The organism is Candidatus Palauibacter sp., from assembly GCF_965222475.1.
Taxonomy (GTDB): domain Bacteria; phylum Gemmatimonadota; class Gemmatimonadetes; order Palauibacterales; family Palauibacteraceae; genus Palauibacter.
Genome location: NZ_CBDCUB010000006.1, coordinates 164,900 through 182,150 on the forward strand (window position 1 = coordinate 164,900; position 17,251 = coordinate 182,150).

At 70.4% G+C, this 17,251-nt stretch carries 14 protein-coding genes and 1 pseudogene; 12 read left to right on the forward strand and 3 right to left on the reverse strand.

The window, feature by feature from the left end; genetic code table 11:
• Positions 1–31: 31 nt before the first annotated feature.
• Positions 32–475, reverse strand: a complete 444-nt coding sequence (locus ACOQPP_RS11570; RefSeq protein ID WP_419167166.1) for a TA system VapC family ribonuclease toxin — start codon at positions 473–475, stop codon at positions 32–34.
• Positions 475–660, reverse strand: coding sequence for an antitoxin (locus tag ACOQPP_RS11575; RefSeq protein WP_419166849.1), 186 nt, complete (start codon positions 658–660; stop codon positions 475–477). The genes ACOQPP_RS11570 and ACOQPP_RS11575 overlap by 1 nt, the downstream gene beginning before the upstream one ends.
• Before the next feature lie 204 nt (positions 661–864).
• Between ACOQPP_RS11575 and ACOQPP_RS11580 the strand changes: the two genes are divergently transcribed.
• The 5 genes from ACOQPP_RS11580 to ACOQPP_RS11600 all read left to right on the forward strand — a co-directional run bounded on the left by ACOQPP_RS11580 (position 865) and on the right by ACOQPP_RS11600 (position 8,485).
• Positions 865–1,119: a FitA-like ribbon-helix-helix domain-containing protein gene (locus ACOQPP_RS11580; RefSeq protein WP_419166848.1), complete on the forward strand. Its 255-nt coding sequence runs from the start codon at positions 865–867 to the stop codon at positions 1,117–1,119.
• Positions 1,119–1,538, forward strand: coding sequence for a type II toxin-antitoxin system VapC family toxin (locus tag ACOQPP_RS11585; protein WP_420636559.1), 420 nt, complete (start codon positions 1,119–1,121; stop codon positions 1,536–1,538). Before ACOQPP_RS11580 ends, ACOQPP_RS11585 begins: the two co-directional genes overlap by 1 nt.
• A gap of 158 nt (positions 1,539–1,696) precedes the next feature.
• Entirely contained in the window at positions 1,697–4,876 is a 3,180-nt protein-coding gene (locus ACOQPP_RS11590; protein WP_419166846.1) for a WD40/YVTN/BNR-like repeat-containing protein, read from the forward strand.
• A gap of 15 nt (positions 4,877–4,891) precedes the next feature.
• Complete coding sequence (locus tag ACOQPP_RS11595; protein ID WP_419166845.1) at positions 4,892–5,851, forward strand: hypothetical protein; 960 nt, start codon at positions 4,892–4,894, stop codon at positions 5,849–5,851.
• Positions 5,852–5,866: 15 nt separating this feature from the next.
• Positions 5,867–8,485 carry a hypothetical protein gene (locus ACOQPP_RS11600; protein WP_419166844.1) on the forward strand — a complete coding sequence of 873 codons (2,619 nt, stop codon included), beginning with the start codon at positions 5,867–5,869 and terminating at the stop codon, positions 8,483–8,485.
• A gap of 86 nt (positions 8,486–8,571) precedes the next feature.
• On the opposite strand, the gene ACOQPP_RS11605 is transcribed toward ACOQPP_RS11600, so the two are convergent.
• On the reverse strand, positions 8,572–9,282 hold the full coding sequence (locus tag ACOQPP_RS11605; RefSeq protein WP_420636560.1) for a hypothetical protein: 711 nt from the start codon (positions 9,280–9,282) through the stop codon (positions 8,572–8,574).
• Between the two features lie 167 nt (positions 9,283–9,449).
• Here ACOQPP_RS11605 and ACOQPP_RS11610 point away from each other — a divergent pair, with 167 nt between their 5' ends.
• The 7 genes and pseudogenes from ACOQPP_RS11610 (at position 9,450) to ACOQPP_RS11640 (ending at position 17,138) form a co-directional block, all read left to right on the forward strand.
• The gene (locus ACOQPP_RS11610; protein ID WP_419166842.1) at positions 9,450–11,774 is read left to right on the forward strand and encodes an MGH1-like glycoside hydrolase domain-containing protein; all 2,325 of its coding nucleotides are present in this window, start codon (positions 9,450–9,452) and stop codon (positions 11,772–11,774) included.
• A 101-nt stretch (positions 11,775–11,875) separates the two neighbouring features.
• Positions 11,876–12,205: pseudogene (locus tag ACOQPP_RS11615) on the forward strand (ABC transporter ATP-binding protein); the annotation flags it as partial.
• 195 nt (positions 12,206–12,400) lie between these two features.
• The gene (locus tag ACOQPP_RS11620; protein WP_420636581.1) at positions 12,401–12,862 is read left to right on the forward strand and encodes a TOBE domain-containing protein; all 462 of its coding nucleotides are present in this window, start codon (positions 12,401–12,403) and stop codon (positions 12,860–12,862) included.
• Positions 12,859–14,190 (forward strand): ABC transporter substrate-binding protein, encoded by a 1,332-nt coding sequence (locus ACOQPP_RS11625; protein WP_419166841.1) that lies wholly within the window; start codon positions 12,859–12,861, stop codon positions 14,188–14,190. Before ACOQPP_RS11620 ends, ACOQPP_RS11625 begins: the two co-directional genes overlap by 4 nt.
• Positions 14,187–15,974, forward strand: coding sequence for a carbohydrate ABC transporter permease (locus tag ACOQPP_RS11630; protein WP_419166840.1), 1,788 nt, complete (start codon positions 14,187–14,189; stop codon positions 15,972–15,974). Before ACOQPP_RS11625 ends, ACOQPP_RS11630 begins: the two co-directional genes overlap by 4 nt.
• A complete protein-coding gene (locus tag ACOQPP_RS11635) occupies positions 15,967–16,788 on the forward strand; it encodes a carbohydrate ABC transporter permease (RefSeq protein ID WP_419166839.1) in 822 nt (273 codons plus the stop codon). The genes ACOQPP_RS11630 and ACOQPP_RS11635 overlap by 8 nt, the downstream gene beginning before the upstream one ends.
• Positions 16,789–16,919: 131 nt before the next feature.
• Complete coding sequence (locus tag ACOQPP_RS11640) at positions 16,920–17,138, forward strand: type II toxin-antitoxin system HicB family antitoxin (protein WP_419166838.1); 219 nt, start codon at positions 16,920–16,922, stop codon at positions 17,136–17,138.
• The last annotated feature ends 113 nt before the right edge of the window (positions 17,139–17,251 follow it).

Here is a 17,251-nt window from a genome sequence, read left to right on the forward strand (position 1 = left end):
CGGCGCGCACGAGGCCTGCGCGCCGGGGCACCTACTCCTTCGTTGATTGCGGGATAAGTTCGGCCGTTCCCTCCAGGCCATCCGGAATCAGTTCCGAAACGCCGCGGTCGAACGTGGCGAGGCGCCCTTGCCTGCGGATCGCGAGCGCCAGCAGGTGGGCATCCGTCACCTGGCGATATCCGACGACGCGCCCGAACGGCGTTGCGTCGCCCGTACCCGGCGACACGTCGTCCGTCCAGAACACGTGTCCCGGCAGCGCTCGCATGCGCCGCAACAAGGCGATGGCTTCGGAGGGAGTGCGCGCGTCGGGGATGGCCCGCGGGTTGCTCGAGACGCGGACGAAACCGGTTTCCGTGACCGGGCACGTCGCCCACCCGTGGCGCTGAATCGCCCGGAACCACGCGTGCGCGCGACGGTGATGGATGTGGTTCGGCCACGCGAGGGCGACGAGGACGTTGACGTCCAGGAGCCGGATCAGGTCTCCTCCAGGGCGTCGGCGACCATCTCGGGCGTGATCGGGGGCGCATCTTCGCGAACCTCGAAGAGGGGGAAGCCGTCGACCTGAGCGGAGCCGTGCTTCTCGGGGCGCAGAGCGGACCGCACCAGCGTGGAGACGACCGAACCCATGCTCGCGCGGCGCTCGCGCGCGATGCTCTTCACGGCCCGATGAACATCGGAGTCAAGATTGAGTGTGGTTCTCATGTCCAGATATGGTCGCACCATCGCACCATGCCGTCAACGCGTCACGCCGGGCGTGGAGACGGCCTCCGCGCGACTGCCTCCGTTCGTTGACATGATTGCATTGCAATCACAGGTTGCGTGTCCGTCCCGGCAGATCAGCCGGGGACCGGCGGGGGGAGAGCCATGGCCAGCATCACGATTCGTAACCTGGACGACGAAGTAAAAACCCGGCTTCGCATTCGTGCGGCGAGCAACGGTCGCTCGATGGAGGAGGAGGCACGCACCATACTGCGCGCGGCGGTCGAAGAGCGGGCCGAACCTCGAAACCTGGCGCGGGCCATCCGCGCTCGCTTCGAGCCCCTCGGCGGTGTCGAACTCGAACTTCCGGTGCGGGAACCCGTGCGCGAGCCACCCATCTTCGACGGGGCGTCATCCTGATGTTCGTTCTCGATACGAACGTCGTGTCCGAACTGATGCGGCCGGTGCCTCGTCCGGCCGTGGAGGCCTGGGTAGGAGGATGTCCGGCCACCAGCCTATTCTTCACGGCGGTTGGTGAGTCGGAACTCTGGTTCGGGGTCGAGATCATGCCGCGGGGAGTGCGCAGGGATGCGCTCGCCACCGCTATCGAACATGTGCTGAGGGAAGATTTCGCCAGCCGCATCCTGCCTTTCGACAGCAGGGCGGCGCGTCACTACGCAACGATCGCCGCCACGCGGCGCGCGGCCGGCCGGCCCATTTCGCAGGCCGATTGTCAGATGGCGGCAATTGCCGGTTCTCGTGGCTCCACGATCGTCACGAGGAACGTCCGCGACTTCGAGGGTCTCGGCATTGCACTCGTCAACCCCTGGGAGCGTTGATCCCGGACCCGTCACGCGGCACCCCCGACCTGTGATTGTCGGGACGCCCATCATCGATCTACGTTGGCGCTCCCGCGGGTCCTGACCGGCGCCCCGTCCGGTCGACCCCGTATAGCCACAGCCGATTCAGGTGTCGCCGGAACAGGAGCCAAAGCCCCATGCGCAAGCAGGATGTCCTCACGCTCGCCACGCTGACCCCGCTCGTTGCCGTCTCACTGGTTCTTGCCGCGTCGACTCCGGCGCTCGCCGCGCAGGAGGCCGTGGTCTTCGACTCCGCCGACGTGGCGGGCCTCAGTTTCCGTTCCATCGGCCCGCCGCGGGGCGGGCGCAGCACCGCCGTGGCCGGGATCACGGAGCAGCCGCTCACCTACTTCATGGGCGGGACCGGCAGCGGGGTGTGGCGCACGGATGACGCCGGCCTCAACTGGCGCAACATCTCCGACGGCTACATGGAGACCGGCTCCATCGGTGCGATCGACGTGGCGGACGGCGATCCCAACGTGATCTACGTGGGCACGGGCTCGGCGTGCATCCGCGGTAACGTGTCGAAGGGGATCGGCGTCTACCGCAGCACCGACGGCGGCGACTCCTGGACGCACGTCGGACTGCCCAACGCGGGCCAGATCGGCCGCATCGAGGTCCACCCTCGGGACCCGGACATCGCCTTCGTGGCGGCGATGGGCGATCCATTCGGATTCAACCCCGAGCGCGGCGTCTTCCGCACGACGGACGGCGGAGAGACGTGGGACCACGTCCTCGCGATCTCCGACTCCACGGGCGTCGTCGACCTGGCGATGAACCCGGGGAATCCGCGCATCATCTTCGCCGCCGCATGGCGGGGCGAGCGCAAGCCGTGGACCGCGATCTCGGGCTCCGAGGAGTCCGGCATCTTCCGTTCGACCGATGGCGGAGACACGTGGGACCGGCTCGAGGGCGGTCTCCCCACGGGCCTCGTCGGAAAGGCCGCGATCACCGTTTCGCGCGCCAACCCCGACCGCGTGTGGGTCCTCATCGAGGCGCCCAACGACCGCGGCGGCGTGTACCGTTCCGATGACGGCGGCGACAGCTGGCGGCGGGTGAACGACGACCGCGGGCTCCAGCAGCGGGCGTGGTACTACACGCACATCTACGCGGACCCGGTGGACGAAAACACCGTCTACGCTCTCAACGTCGGCTACAACAAGTCCATCGACGGGGGCGTGACGTGGCAGAGCTACGGCGTCCCGCACGGGGACGTGCACGACCTGTGGATCAACTACGAGAACCCCGACTTCCAGGTGGTGGCGAACGACGGCGGCGGGCAGGTGACGACGACCGGCGCCGAGAGCTGGTCCACGTACTACAACCAGAACACGGCCGAGATGTACCGGGTGTTCGTCGACGACCAGTTCCCCTACCGGGTGTACGGCTCGCAGCAGGACAACTCCACGATCATGGTGCCGAGCCGGGGGATGCCGGCGGTGCAGCCGGCGCAGCACTGGTCCGCGGTCGGGGGCTGTGAGAGCGGCCACATCGCGATCGACCCGCGCAACCCGAACGTCACCTACGCGGGCTGCTACGGCGGCAGCATCAACCGGGTCGACCGCGAGACGGGCGACGTGCGGCAGATGCTCCTCTATCCGCAGCTGCAGCTGGGGCACGCGGCGAAGATGATGCGGCACCGCTTCCAGTGGAACGCCCCGATTCGTCTGTCCCCCCACGATCCCGATGTCGTCTATCACGCCTCGCAGTTCGTGAACCGGACGCGTGACGCGGGATATTCCTGGGAGACGATCAGTCCCGACCTCACTCGCAACGACACGACGAAGCAGGATTTCGCCGGCGGCCGCATCACGTGGGACAACACCGGGGTCGAGGTGTACGGGACGATCTTCGCCTTCGAGGAGTCGCCGCACGAGGCGGGCGTCCTGTGGGCGGGTTCGGACGACGGCCTCATCCATGTCTCGCGAGACGACGGCGCGAACTGGGCCGACGTCACGCCCGGCGACCTGCCGGAGTTCTCGACCGTCAACATGATCGACCTCTCGGCGCACGGCCCGGGACGGGCGCACGTCGCCGTGTACCGCTACCGGATGGCGGACGACACTCCGTACATGTGGCGCACCGACGACTACGGCGAGAGCTGGACCCGTCTGTCGACGAACGGCATCGAGCCGGGCCACTTCGTGCGCGTCGTGCGCGAGGATCCGGAGCGGGAGGGCCTCCTCTACGCGGGGACCGAGTACGGGCTCTACCTGAGCTTCGACGCCGGCGACAGCTGGCAGCGCTTCCAGCAGAACCTGCCCATCACGCCGATCACCGACATGCGCGTGCACGAAGGGGATCTGGTCGTGGCGACGCAGGGCCGCTCCTTCTGGATCCTGGACGACGTGTCGCCGCTCCGGACCATGTCCGCGGCCTCGCTCGCCGCCGACGTGCATCTCTATGCGCCGGGCGACGCGGTGCGCGCGCAGGGCGTATTCCCCAACGGCGCGGTGATCCACTTCGCACTGGGAGATGGATTCGGGGACGGGATGGAGGAGACCGTCAACGTCGAGATCGCGGGCGGCGGTGGCGATGTCGTCCGCGTCTACTCCTCGAACCCCGGCTCGTGGGACGACGAGGCGAAGGCGGCGGTCGGCCGCTCCTCCAGCTGGTCGCCCGACCGTCTGCAGACGAGCGCGGGGCTGAACCGCGCGGTGTGGAACCTGCAGGGAGAAGGGCCCGACCTCGTGCAGGGCGCCCGGATCTGGGGCTTCACGGGCCGGGTCCCCGCTGTGCCGGGAAGCTACGAAGTGCGGCTGTCGGCGGGTGACGCGACGCAAACCCAGCCGCTCGCGGTCCACATCGACCCGCGGGTGGTGGACCAGGTCACGGTCGCCGACCTGCAGGCGCAGCACGACCTCATGGTTCGCGTGCGTGGCCTCCTCCAGCAGTCCCACGACGCGGTGCGCGACGCGCGCTCCATCCGGTCGCAGATGAGCGACATCGCCCAGTCGGTGGAGGAAGCCGGCTACGGCGACGATTTCACCGAGATGGCCGACGAGACGGGCGAGAAACTCACGGACGTCGAAGAGGAACTCTTCCAGACGCAGAACCGGGCGGGGCAGGATCCGCTCAACTTCCCGCCCATGCTCGACAACGAGATCGCGAACCTGTACGGCTACATCTCGTCGACCTACGACCGTCCCAATCAGGTGGCGGGCACCCGCGCCGACGAACTCGAGGCCGAACTCGGGGAGTGGCTGGGGACGCTCCAGCAGATCATCGACACGGACGTGGCCGCGTTCAACAACCGGCTGCGCGAGGCCGGCGTCCCCGGCGTCATCGTGCGCACCCCGCCGCGCGCCACCAGTTGACGGGCGCAGCGTGCGGTGAGCGACCCCGAGGTCTCGATCGACGCGCTCGCCCGACGTTGCTTCGAGCGCAGCGCGGAGGCCGCGGAGGAGCGGCTCGACAAAGAAGCCGCCAGTTCCGGGACGTCCGCCGGGGATTTCAAGGCGGTCGGATGCATGGTTGCACTCGTGATCGTCGGCGCCTGCGTCGCCGGCGTCTCTGCGGGGCCCGGCGGGTTTCTCGCGGTCATCGTGCCGGCCGCGGTGATCTGGCTGCTGGCCGATATTTCCAAGCACGCCCCCACCAGGCGGAGACGCTCGGAGATCCGGAAGACGGTGGCGCATGGCATCGCCGCCTACCGGAACGGCGAACCCTGGGCCGTGGTGCGCGTGCACGAGTTCGCGGTGGCGGAGTTCCGAGAGCGGATCGCGGAGCACCGCGCGCGCACGCTCGGGGCCGACTCGGAATGGGGGCGGGCGCGCGCGTCGCTCGCCGAGGCCGCAGACGAGGCGCAGCGTTCTTCCGCGTACTGGCACGAGCGTCTGCGCGCGGAACCCGGGGGCGAACTCGCGCGTGCGCAGGGCCGCATCGCGAACCGGCTCGAGGCGAAGCTCGGCGAAGCGCTCGGGAAGCTGGACGCGCGGGCGGCCGCGCTCCGCAAGTTCTACAACGGTTGCGACGCGCGGCTGTCGGTCATGGACCGCTGCAATCGGGACCTCGAGGAGTCGCGGCGCCTCGAGGAGTTGTCGGGGCGGGCCGACATCGTCATCGCCGAGGCGCAGGGCGTGATGGAGTCGATCGCGCGCGCGTTCGTCGCCGAGGCCCACACGATGGGCGAGGCGCTCGGGGTTGTCGCGACAGTCGGCATCAAGTCGCTGGCAGGTGAGGCTTCGGTCGACAACATCGAGTACTTTGCCGACCGCATCATCGAGGATTCCGACCGGGAGCGCTCCGCGCTCGAGGATCTCGACCGCCGGTCGATCCCGCTGTCGAGCTGACTGAACGGCCGTTCCATGCTCCGAAGACACTCTCCCGCCGTCGCCGCAGCCCTGCTCGTTCTCGCGGTCTCCCTGGCGACGGCCTGCGGCGACGAGGCGACCGCGCCGCCTCCCGAAGCGCCGAACCAGAGACCGGTGCCCACGAATGAGATTCCGGCCCAGGAACTCGCTGTAGGCGAGACGCTGACCGTGGACGCGGCCGCCTACTTCTCGGATCCGGACGGGGATGCCCTCGCTTTCGATGCGGAGAGTTCGAACGCCGGCGTTGTCTCGGTCTCGCTCAGCGGGAGCGCCGTCACCGCTGTCGGGGTGGCGCCGGGCGAAGCGCAGGTCACGATCCGAGCCCGCGATCCCCTGGGTCAGCAGGCGCGGCACACCTTCAACGTCCTGGTGCCGGTGCCGCGCACGGCGGATCACGCCGCACTCGAAGCGATCTACGCGGCGCTGGGCGGCCCGGACTGGCTCCAGAGCGAGAACTGGCTCAGCGGTCATCCGCTCGACAACTGGCACGGAGTGGAGGTGGACGGCGACGGGCGCGTCGTGGGACTTGACCTCGAGTTCAACGGGCTCGAAGGGACGCTCCCGCCGCAGTTGGGCGATCTTCCGCGCCTACGTTCGCTCCGCCTGTCGCGAAACGCAGTCTCCGGCGGCATCCCGCCCGAGTTGGGCCACCTCCCCGATTTCGAGCGGCTGGAGCTTCGGGAGAACGAACTCGGCGGAACGATCCCGCCCCATGTGGGCGACTTCACCAACCTGTACCGGCTCGAACTCGGCGGTAACGCGTTTGCGGGAGCGATCCCCCCGGAGATCGGTCGCCTGACCCGCCTGGAGTTGCTGGATCTGGGCGACAACCAACTCACCGGAGCGATTCCTCCCGAACTGGGGAATTTCGCCGGCCTTCAAACCCTGCTGGTTCACTCGAACGACCTTACCGGCCCCGTACCGGTGGAGTTCGGCCGCCTGGCGCGGCTTCGGACACTGAACCTTTCCGGCAACGCGGAGCTGTCCGGTCCCCTGCCCCTCGAAATGACAGCGATCACCGGGCTCGCCGGGCTCCATCTGGGCGGTTCGGCGCTCTGTGCGCCAGCCGATCCGATCTTCGCAGCGTGGCTGAATCGGATTCGAAGGCACCACGTCGCCACATGCGCGGACGAGGGATCCTCGATCCTCCTCACCCAGGCGGTTCAGTCGATGGCTTTCCCGGTCCCGCTCGTCGCGGGTGATTCGGCCTTGCTCCGGGTCTTCCTGACCGCCCCGGAAGGCACCTCCGTCGACTTCCCGCCCGTCCGGGCACGGTTCTTCGTGGAGGACGCGGAATCATATGTCGTCGAGATTCCCGCACAGTCGAACCCCGTGCCCACCGAGATCGACGAGGGATCGCTCGCGTCGTCGGTGAACGCGCTCATCCCCGGGTGGGTCGTGCAGCCGGGCCTGGAGGTGGTCGTGGAGACGGACCCGGAGGGGACCCTGGACCCGGCCCTCGGTCTCACGCGGCGGATTCCCGACGCGGGGCGGCGCGCGGTGGACGTGCGGGCCATGCCCACGTTCGATCTCACGGTGATCCCGTTCCTTGTGAGTTCGGATACGGACCGCTCGATCGTGTCGCTGGTGGAGAGCCTGACCCCGGACCACGAGCTCCTCTGGTATACGCGAACGCTTCTGCCGGTGGGCGACTTCACGGTCACGGCGCACGAACCCGTGATGACGTCGACGAACAACCAGAGCGCCCTGCTCGGCGAGACGAACGCGATTCGGGTCGCCGAGGGGGGGACCGGGCATTACATGGGCACGGCGGCCGCGAGCGACGGGGGCGGGCTCGCATACCTGGGCGGGTTCTCGAGCTTCGCCGACATGCGGATCGACATCATCGCGCACGAACTCGGGCACAACATGAGCCTGAGCCACGCTCCCTGCAGCGCGTACGGGGTCGACCCCTGGTATCCCGAGCCGGACGGCCGCATCAGGGCATGGGGGTACGACTTCCGCGACGGCGGGGCGCTCGTCGCGCCGGACACCCCGGACATCATGGGGTACTGCGATCCGCACTGGATCGGGGACTACCACTTCTCCAACGCGATGCGCCACCGCCTCGCCACGGAGCGCACCGCGGCAGCGGACGGGACGGGGACACAGGCCTCGGACTGGACGGCGGCGATCCCTAATCGGACGCTCCTCCTGTGGGGCGGTGTCGATGAGACGGGCGCCCCCTATCTGGAGCCGACGTTCGTCCTCGACGCCCCGCCGACTCTGCCGCTTGCCGTCGGCGAATACGTCATCCGCGGCCGAAGCGCGGGCGGCGAGGAGCTGTTCTCACTCCCCTTCGACATGCCGAGGATCGTCCACGGCGACGGAGGATCGAGTTTCGCCTTCGCCCTGCCTGTGCGCGCGGAGTGGGCGGGCACTCTGTCGAGCCTGACGCTCTCCGGGCCCGGAGGGTCCGCCACGCTGGACGCCGCGACCGACCGGCCGGCCGCGATCGTACGCGACCCGCGGACCGGAGTCATTCGCGCGATCCTGCGAGACCTTTCGCCCGCTACGCTGGCGCGGGGGATTGCCGAGGAACTGTCTCTCGACCCCGGCCTGGAAGTGCAGGTCAGCCGCGGGATTCCCGGTCCTGCGGCGTGGAACCGCTGACCCGCCGGCTCGGGCTCCGTAACGGCCCGTGGCAAGAGCCCCGCTGCATTCGAGCGACGCAGGGTTTTGCCACGGGCCGCTGAGGGCTAGTTCCCCTCGCGGTCCGGGAGTTCGGCGAGGGCGTCGACGTCGATCGCGTCACGAAGTTCGTAGAGTTCGTCGACCGTGACGTCGCGCCCATCCAGCGCGACCACGAAGCGACCCTCCACGAACCAGGCCAACGTTCCGCGACCTCGATTGTCACGCCTGCGTTCGAACTCCTCGAAGGCAGGATGGCCTCCGTATTCGAGCGTCCGCGCCCAGCCTCCGTCACTCTCCGCCTCGACCTCGGCGTCGAGCCACGCCGCCATGGCCTTCGACCCGATGGAGCCCAGGGCGCCGGCATCCACTACCGTGATGTCGACCTCGGCGCCGTTCCCCGCTTCGTACTCGGCCTCGACTGCGGACACTTTGAATCCGAACGCGCCGGCCGTGTTGCCCTCGCGGGACGTCCGACGGAAGTCACCGACCCTGTCGGGGAGGACATCGTAGAACTCGCGGAAGTCGACCGGATTCTCGACGCTGCGGCCGTCGGCCAGGTCCTCGACCATATCGGTGGCGGCTTCCGCGACCTCCTCGGCCGCCTCGGTAAACTCTTCCATCGCCTCTTCGAAGCTCTCGCGCGCATCCTCCGCCTCGTCGCGGGCGTCGCTGTCGCCGATGAAGAAGCAACCCGCCGACGCCAGACCGGTGAACAGGGCGCCCGTGAGGGCGATGCGCCGCGAGCGGCGGCCGGGGGATTGACGATTCCGGGACATCTCTTTCTCCAGATGCTGAGCACAGGGTTGTACGGGTCGCGCGGCCGCGAACGCCGCCTCGCCCGGGCACCCCGTACCTGCAGGGGGCCTGAGTTCCGTCTACGCGCCACGGCGGGAGTAAGTGTCAGGCCGTTGACCGGCGACGTATGTGGTTCGATGGTGTTCCGATGAACGCCCCCACTTCCCGTCCCGCCGTGCCCCCCAGGGCGCGCATCGCGGCCCTGGCTCGCGATGACAAGTGGTTTCTGGGGGGGCTGGACGGCGTGGTGTGGGCGCCGCCGTTCCCGCAGTGGCTTCACCGGCCGGGGTTCTGGGATCCCGTTCACCTGCTGCAGCATGAGGTCGGCCCGGGGTTCTCGGTCGCTCTCGTGCGCCCCGACGGGACGGAAAGCCCGGTCCGCAGTGCGACCTGCGGCCCGGACGGTCGCGACCTGACGCCACGCAGGTGGCAGCCCGGGCGGCTGGTCGTAACGTGGTCGGATGAGCGAGGCGCCACCGTTGAGGAGCACCGCCAGGTGCTGCCGGGCGGAATCCTGGAATCAGCCTGGCACGTCCCCCGCGAGCTCGAGGGCCACCTCGTCGGCTTCACCGCGCAGCCAGCCGACGCGACCGAGGGCGTCGAACCCACGGCGGCCGGCATGGGCTGGACGCGCACCGTCTCGGACCGGCGCGGGCAGGAACTGGTCCTGCGCGCGGAACTCGCGGGCTCGGGTTCGCCCGCGTGGCGGCGCATCGTGCCCTCCGAGGGGCGCGGCGCGCCCGAATGGCGGCATTCGCCCTTCGCGGAAGACAGCGGCGGCGGCGGCGCCCGGGGGAGCGCCGCGACCGATTGCGAGGGCACCGACCCCGCACCCGGCGCGGCCCCCGACCCGAACTCCGACCTGAACTCCGAAACAGGCGCACGCCGCTTCGGGTGGATCTGGATTGCCGTCGCCCTTCCGCTGGCGGGGATCGGCGACGGCGGCCCGCCGACCCTCCGGCTGACCCTCCGCCTCCGGCGCGCCGAAGCTCGGGGCCCGGCTCCAGCGTCCTCGACGCCCCCGGCCGGCGAGACCCCGGCAGCCTCCGCCTGGGAGTCCTTCTTCGGCGGTTTTCCCCACTTCCAGTGCGGCGATCCGTATCTCGACCGCACCTTCGACTACCGCATCTACGGGCTGGGCCTGAACCGCATCGAGGGTCCATGGGGCCCGGTGCGGCACCCCGCCATCGCCGAGGGCCCGGAGTACTTCCACGTGCCGATCGCCTACAGCGCGCAGTGCCACGTGATGGAGATGCGGTGGCGGAGGGGCGGGCGCGAGGCGTGGGGCTCACTCCTGAACTTCGTCGACAACCAGAAGCCCGACGGCTCCTTCCACGGGCGCCTCTATCCCGAGCGCCTCGAGGGCACGGACTTCTACCACGCCAACTGGGGCGACGCGCTGCTCGCGGTCGACGACATGCACCCCGATGCGGCGGCGCTGGCCCGCTGCTACGAGGGACTGTCGCGCTACGCCCGCTGGCTGACGGCGGCGCGCGACCCCGAGGCGTCGGGGATGTTCACCGTTACGAACCACTTCGAGACGGGACAGGAGTACATGTCGCGCTACATGGCCGTGGACGAGAAAGCCGACGTCGCGGGGTGGCGTCCCCGCCTCCGCCTCAAGGGGATCGACGTCACGGTGTACGCGCACCAGTTGTTCCGCGCCCTCGGCTCGGTGGCGCGCCGCCTGGAGCGGGCGGGCGACGAGGCCGAGTGGCGCGGGCTCGCGGCCCGCTGCTGGAGGGCGATCGACGAGCGCATGTGGTCGGCGGAGGCCCGGCTGTTCACCGACGTGGACGGGCGCACCGGCGAGCGCACCGGCGTGAAGGCGGCGGTGGGGTTCTACCCGCTGCTCACCGAACGAGTGGGCGGGGCCCGCCTCGGCGCCCTGTTCGACCACCTCGAGGATCCCGCGACCTTCGGCACGCGCTTCCCCCTGCCTTCGTCGAGCGTGGACGATCCGCGATTCTCGGCGGAGGGCATGTGGCGGGGGAAGCGCCGCAACTGCCCATGGAACGGGCGGGTATGGCCGATGACGACGAGCCATGTGATCGAAGGGTTGCTGCGCTGCTGGCGTGGCGGGAGCGCGCGGGCCGGCATGCTGGCGGCCGACATGCTCGACCGCTTCGCGCGCATGATGTTCACCGACGGCGACCCCTCGCGCCCCAACTGCTTCGAGCACTACAACCCGCACACGGGCCGCGCGTGCCACTTCCGGGGCATCGACGACTACCAGCACTCCTGGATCCTCGATCTGCTGGCGCGCGGATTCGCCGGGCTCCATGTGGACGCGTCGGGAATCGAGGTGCGGCCGCTGCCGAACGGTCCCGCCCGAGTGTCGCTGGGACCGGTCACCGCGCGGGGTCACACGGTGTCCGTCGAGGTGGAGCCCGAGCGGGTGAGCGTTGCCCTGGACGGCGAGCGGTTCGACGGGCCGTGCGGCGAGGCCCTCCGAGTGGCGTGGGTTCCGTGAGTCGCGCGCCGCAGGGCGTCGAGCTGCGCGGTATGGAGAAGCGCTACGGCGAGGTCGTGGCCGTGCGGGCGCTGGACCTCGAGGTCCGCCCCGGGGAGTTGATGGTGCTGGTGGGCCCGTCGGGGTGCGGCAAGAGCACTCTGTTGCGCCTCATCGCCGGCCTCGTCGAACCCACTTCGGGGGAGGTGTGGATCGACGGACGGCGCGTGGACGACGTCGAGCCGGGCGCCCGGGACGTGGCCATGGTGTTCCAGAGCTACGCGCTCTACCCGCACATGACCGTGGCCCGGAATCTGGGCTTCGGCCTGCGAGTGCGCGGCACGCCGCCCGCCGAGATCGAGCGGCGCGTTGCTGAGGCCGCCGCCACTCTCGGGCTCGCCGATCTGCTGTCGCGGAGGCCCGGCCAGCTGTCCGGGGGCCAGCGCCAACGGGTGGCTCTGGGACGCGCCATGGTCCGCGATCCGGGCGTGTTCCTGTTCGACGAACCGCTCTCGAACCTGGACGCGGAGTTGCGATTGCGGACACGCGACGAGATCGCCGCCCTGCACCGGCGCCTCGGCACGACGATGATCTTCGTGACGCACGACCAGGTGGAAGCGCTGTCGCTGGGCCAGCGGGTCGCGGTCATGGATCGCGGTCGGCTCCAGCAGGTGGGCACGCCGGATGAGGTCTACCGCCGGCCGGGCAACCTGTTCGTGGCGGGTTTCGTGGGGTCGCCGCCCATCAACCGCATCCCCCTGTCCCGCGACGAAGGGGGACACCTCGCGGGCGGTCCGTTCGCGCTCGCGGAGCCGTCGCGCCTCGACCGCGCCACGCTGGCGGTGCGGCCGGAGGATCTCGCGGTGAGCGAGGCCGGCGACTTCCGGGCCACCGTGCTCCGCGTGGAGGCGCTGGGCAGCGAGCAGCGCGTGCACCTGGACGGCCCCGGCGACGCGGCGTGGGTGGCGCGCGCATCCCCCGCCCTGCGGGTCGCCCCGGGCGACCGCGTGAGCGTCTCCGTCGCATGGGACCGCAGCCACCTGTTCGGTCCACACGGCCGCCGCCAGGAGGCCACGCCGCGACCGATGGGCCGGCCGGCCTCGCAGTGACGAGCCGTCGGCCGCGCGCGCGCCGGCCCCTCCGGGCCGCCACCGGTTACGCCACCGTCGTCCTCGCGACGGTCGCCTGCGGCCCCGGCGAATCGGGCGCCGCGTTGCGCGTGGCCCTCTGGGCCGGAGGCCACGAACTCGAGATCGAGCGGCAGGTGGCCGACCGCTACGAGGCCTTGCACCCCGGCGTGCGGGTCGTGCTCGAATCGGCCCCCAACGGATACGAAGAGCGGCTGCTGACCTCGATCGCGGCGGGGCGTCCGCCCGACGTCTACCTCATGGACTCGCCCGACATCCCCACCTTCGTGGAGCGCGGGCTGGCGCTGGACCTCGCGCCCTGGCAGGAGGCGCTCGGCTTTCGACCGGACAGCGTGTTCGGGCCGGTGGCGGACGCGTTTCGCCGGGGCGAATCCATGTTCGCGCTGCCGAAGGACTTCACTCCCATGGTCCTGTACGCGAATCGGGGCGCGCTCGCCGCCGCGGGCGTCGAAGACCTCCTGCCGGCCGCGCCATCGCCCGCCGGGCCGCCGGTCGGCTGGACCTGGAGTGACTTCCGGCGGGCCGCCGAGGCCGTCGTCGCGGACACCGACGGCGACGGTCGGAAGGACGTGTTCGGGTTCGACTTCCCGCGCAACCTGTACCAGTGGGTTCCGTTCGTGTGGTCGGCGGGAGGCGACATCCTGGCGCCCGGCGGCAACGGGGCGGCGGGTTACCTGGACGGGCCGGAAGCGCTGGAGGCCTACCGCTTCCTCACGGCCCTGGCGGAGGACGGCCTCACCCCGGGAGCGCAGTTCGTCCAGCAGGGAGACCCCGCGCGGGAGGCGCGCTTCGCATCGGGCGGACAGGCGTTCCTGCTGTCGGGCCACTGGACGCTCCCCGTGTTCCGCGACTTGGTGGAGGCCGGCGCCCTGGACTTGGCCATCGTCCCCATTCCGCACCATCCGTCGCGGACGGCGGCGGCCAGCGTGCTGTACGCCTCGGGGTGGGCCGTGCCGCCCAACGCGCCGCACCTGCGGCGGGCCATCGACCTGGCCGGCTTCCTCGCCTCGCCCGAAGCGCAGCGCATCCGGGCGCGCTCGGGACTCGCCATTCCCGCGCGTATGGATGTGGCGGCGGAGATCGCCGCGGCGGACGGCACGGGGGTCGAGGGCGCGTTCATCGCGCTGGTGGAGGGCGCGCGGATGACGTGGGGCGCACGGGTGCGCGACTTTTCCCGCATCGAGGCGCTGGCGGTGGAGATCATGGACCGCCGCCTGGTGCGGGGAGAGCCCCTCGCATCGAGCGCCTCGGACGTGGCCCGCCGCATCGACGCGGAGTTCGGGTGGTGAGCGGCGTGCGGCAGCCGGTCCTCGCCGCCCTCGCCGCCGTCGCCCTCGCGGCCGGCCTGGGGTTGGTGGTGGCCGTCGGCGCGGGGCGGGTGGAGGGCGCACGGGTGGCCGCGGCGGAAGCCGAGGCGCGCATGGCGGCCGCGCTGTGGGAGGAGGAGGGGGGCGGCGCCGAGGCCGTGGCCAGTCTGCTCGGCGAACGGGCGACGATCTTCGGCGCGGGCGCCGGAGGCGCCGGGGCGGGGGCGCACGCCTACGAGGCCGGCGCGCTCGACCCCGCCGCCTGGATCGCGGTCGCGCCGCGCCGCGCGGGCGGCCCCTGGACCGCCGTCCCCGCCATCGCCGTCGCCATCGCGCTGGCGGGCGTGGCGCTCACCTCGGGCTGGGCCGCGGCCCGGCGCCGCGGGCCGACGCGCACGCGCTACCCGGCGGGCATCGCGCTCCTCTCCCTCGGCTGCATCGCGCTTACGGCGGTCGCCGCCGAGCGGTGGGCGGACCGCGAACTCCGATCGCTGAGCGCCGCCACGGCGGCCCAGGGCGCGCGAGCCGTCGAGCTCGCCATGGCGACCGGCGCGGATCCAGCCCGCGCCGCCCGGGTCGCCCAACTTCCGTGGGCCGAGGACCGCTCGCTGGAGTCCGCGAACCAGCAGTGGACCATGCCGGCCGCAATCGCGGCGGCCATCGCCGCCTCGCCCCAACGAGGCATGACGAGGCCCCTGGCGGCACCTGCCGGTACGCCGTACACGGTGGAAGCGGCCGGCGCCACCTACCACGCGGCCCGCGCCGCCGACGTCCACCTTGCCTTCCTCGGATACGAGCGCACCGCCTCACCGGCCCTCGCGCTGGCCGCCGCGGGCGCGCTCGCCGCCCTGCTGTTGGCGCTGGTCCTCCACCTCGCGCAGCTCGCGGCCCGCCCCCGGACCCTGCGCCGAACCCTGGCGGCGTGGGGCCTCCTCGGGCCGGCGGCGGCCCTCATCCTCGCGTTCACGCTTGGGCCGCTCCTCTTCTCCCTGTGGATCTCGCTGCACGAATGGCGCCTCATCGACCCCGCGCCCCTCTTCCTCGGACTCGACAACTATGCGGCGCTGCTCTCGGACCCGGATTGGTGGTCGGCGATCGGGAATACGGCGCTGTTCACGCTGCACGTGCCCGCCGCGATGGCCGTCGCCCTCGCCCTGGCGCTCCTCACCCAGGGGTCGCCCCGCACAATGCGCTGGGCCCGGCTCGCCCTCTTCCTGCCCGGCATCACCAGCGTGGCGGCGATCGCGGTGGTGTGGAAGTGGCTGTTGAGCGACCAGTACGGACTGCTGAACCAGGTTCTGGTGCGCGCGGGGCTCGAGTCCGTCCCGTGGCTCACCTCGCCCGACACCGCGCTCATCAGCCTGATGCTGATCGGCATCTGGATGGTCGTGGGCTATCAGATGGTGGTCTTCCAGGCGGGCCTCGCCGCCATCCCGCGCGACTGGTACGACGCGGCCCGGGTCGACGGCGCGGGGCCGTGGCAGCGTTTCCGCCACGTCACCCTGCCCGGCCTGCGCCACACCCTGTTCTTCGTGCTCGTCACGTCGGTCATCGGATCCTTCCAGGTCTTCGGACTCGTCTATGTGATGACCGAGGGCGGCCCGCTGGGCGCCACCGATGTCGCCGTGTATCACATTTACCGGGAGGCGTGGGAGTTCCTGCGCTTCGGCAACGCGGCCGCCATGAGCTGGCTCCTGTTCGCCCTCGTGTTCGCCGCCACCTGGCTGCATTTCCGCTTCCTCGATGCGCGGCGCGCCCATGGCTGACCGCTCCATCGCGCCGCGTACGGCGCGCGGGGTGCTGCTCGCCGCGGCTTGCCTGGTCATGGCGGCGCCCTTCGCGTGGATGGCCCTGACGAGCCTCATGGGACAGCTCGAGGTGTTCTCTGCCGGGGGCATCCTGCCGCGGTCGCCGCGCTGGTCGAACTACCCGGAGGCGCTGACGGTCCAACCGTTCGGGCGGTATTTCCTGAACTCGCTGGTGTTCGCGACCGTGGTGGCGGCAGGCCAGGTCGCGACCTCGGCCACGGCCGGGTACGCCTTCGCCCGCCTCGACTTTCCGGGACGGGATGGGCTCTTCATGCTCTTCCTGTCGACGATGATGGTTCCGGCGGTCGTCGTACTCATCCCCCGCTTCCTCATGATCGAGGCCGTCGGCTGGATCGACACCTACCAGGGGCTCATCTCCACGGAGCTTGTCTCGGTGTGGGGCATCTTCCTCATGCGACAGTATTTTCGGACGATGCCCCGGGAGCTGGAGGACGCGGCGCGCGTGGACGGCGCCGGGCACCTCCGCATCTTCTGGAGCGTCGCCCTGCCGCTCGCGAAGCCCGCCGTGGCCACGCTCGCGCTGTTCGCGTTCGTCGATGCGTGGAAGAACCTGCTGTGGCCGCTCCTCGTCACCCGGTCCATGGAGATGCGGGTGGTCGAGGTGGGGATCGCCGCCTTCCATTCGACCTACGAAATCAACTGGCCCTACCAGATGGCGGCCGGCGTTACCGCGGTGCTGCCCATCGCACTCCTGTTCCTGTTCACGCAGCAGTATTTCGTGCGCGGGATCCAACTGGAGGGGATCCGGTAGCGTGTCCCACGCCGACAGCCCGCGCGGTTGGAACGACGGCGCATGCAGGGGCGTAGGCTCGCTTCGTATGGTATTGTTCGTGGGACGTGAAGTCGGGTGTCGACACAAGCTGCACGGCACGGGAGCGTGCGATGTCCGCAAGCGAGATCATCTTCGAAGTTACGGAGGACGAAGCGGACGGCGGCTACTCCGCCAGCGCGCTGGGGTACGGCATCCACACCCAGGGCGACTCGGCGGAAGAAATCCGGCGGAACGTCAGAGAGGGCGTTGACTGCTATTTCGATGAGACGATGGCAAAGCCCGGGATCATCCGCCTTCACTTCGTGCGCGACGAGATCCTGGTTGCGTGAGACTGCCGCGCGACGTAAGTGCTGCGGCTCTGCAGACAGCGCTACGACGCCTTGGGTACGAAGTCGTCCGTCAGCGCGGCTCCCACATTCGGATTACCACTCAGGTAGCGCTA

Coding starts and splice junctions, on each gene's coding strand:
- ACOQPP_RS11590 (WP_419166846.1), top strand. CDS start 1,697: ATGCGCAAGCAGGATGTCCTCACGCTCGCCACGCTGACCCCGCTCGTT.
- ACOQPP_RS11640 (WP_419166838.1), top strand. CDS start 16,920: ATGTCCGCAAGCGAGATCATCTTCGAAGTTACGGAGGACGAAGCGGAC.
- ACOQPP_RS11635 (WP_419166839.1), top strand. CDS start 15,967: ATGGCTGACCGCTCCATCGCGCCGCGTACGGCGCGCGGGGTGCTGCTC.
- ACOQPP_RS11600 (WP_419166844.1), top strand. CDS start 5,867: ATGCTCCGAAGACACTCTCCCGCCGTCGCCGCAGCCCTGCTCGTTCTC.
- ACOQPP_RS11580 (WP_419166848.1), top strand. CDS start 865: ATGGCCAGCATCACGATTCGTAACCTGGACGACGAAGTAAAAACCCGG.
- ACOQPP_RS11585 (WP_420636559.1), top strand. CDS start 1,119: ATGTTCGTTCTCGATACGAACGTCGTGTCCGAACTGATGCGGCCGGTG.
- ACOQPP_RS11610 (WP_419166842.1), top strand. CDS start 9,450: ATGAACGCCCCCACTTCCCGTCCCGCCGTGCCCCCCAGGGCGCGCATC.
- ACOQPP_RS11605 (WP_420636560.1), bottom strand. CDS start 9,282: ATGTCCCGGAATCGTCAATCCCCCGGCCGCCGCTCGCGGCGCATCGCC.
- ACOQPP_RS11620 (WP_420636581.1), top strand. CDS start 12,401: ATGGATCGCGGTCGGCTCCAGCAGGTGGGCACGCCGGATGAGGTCTAC.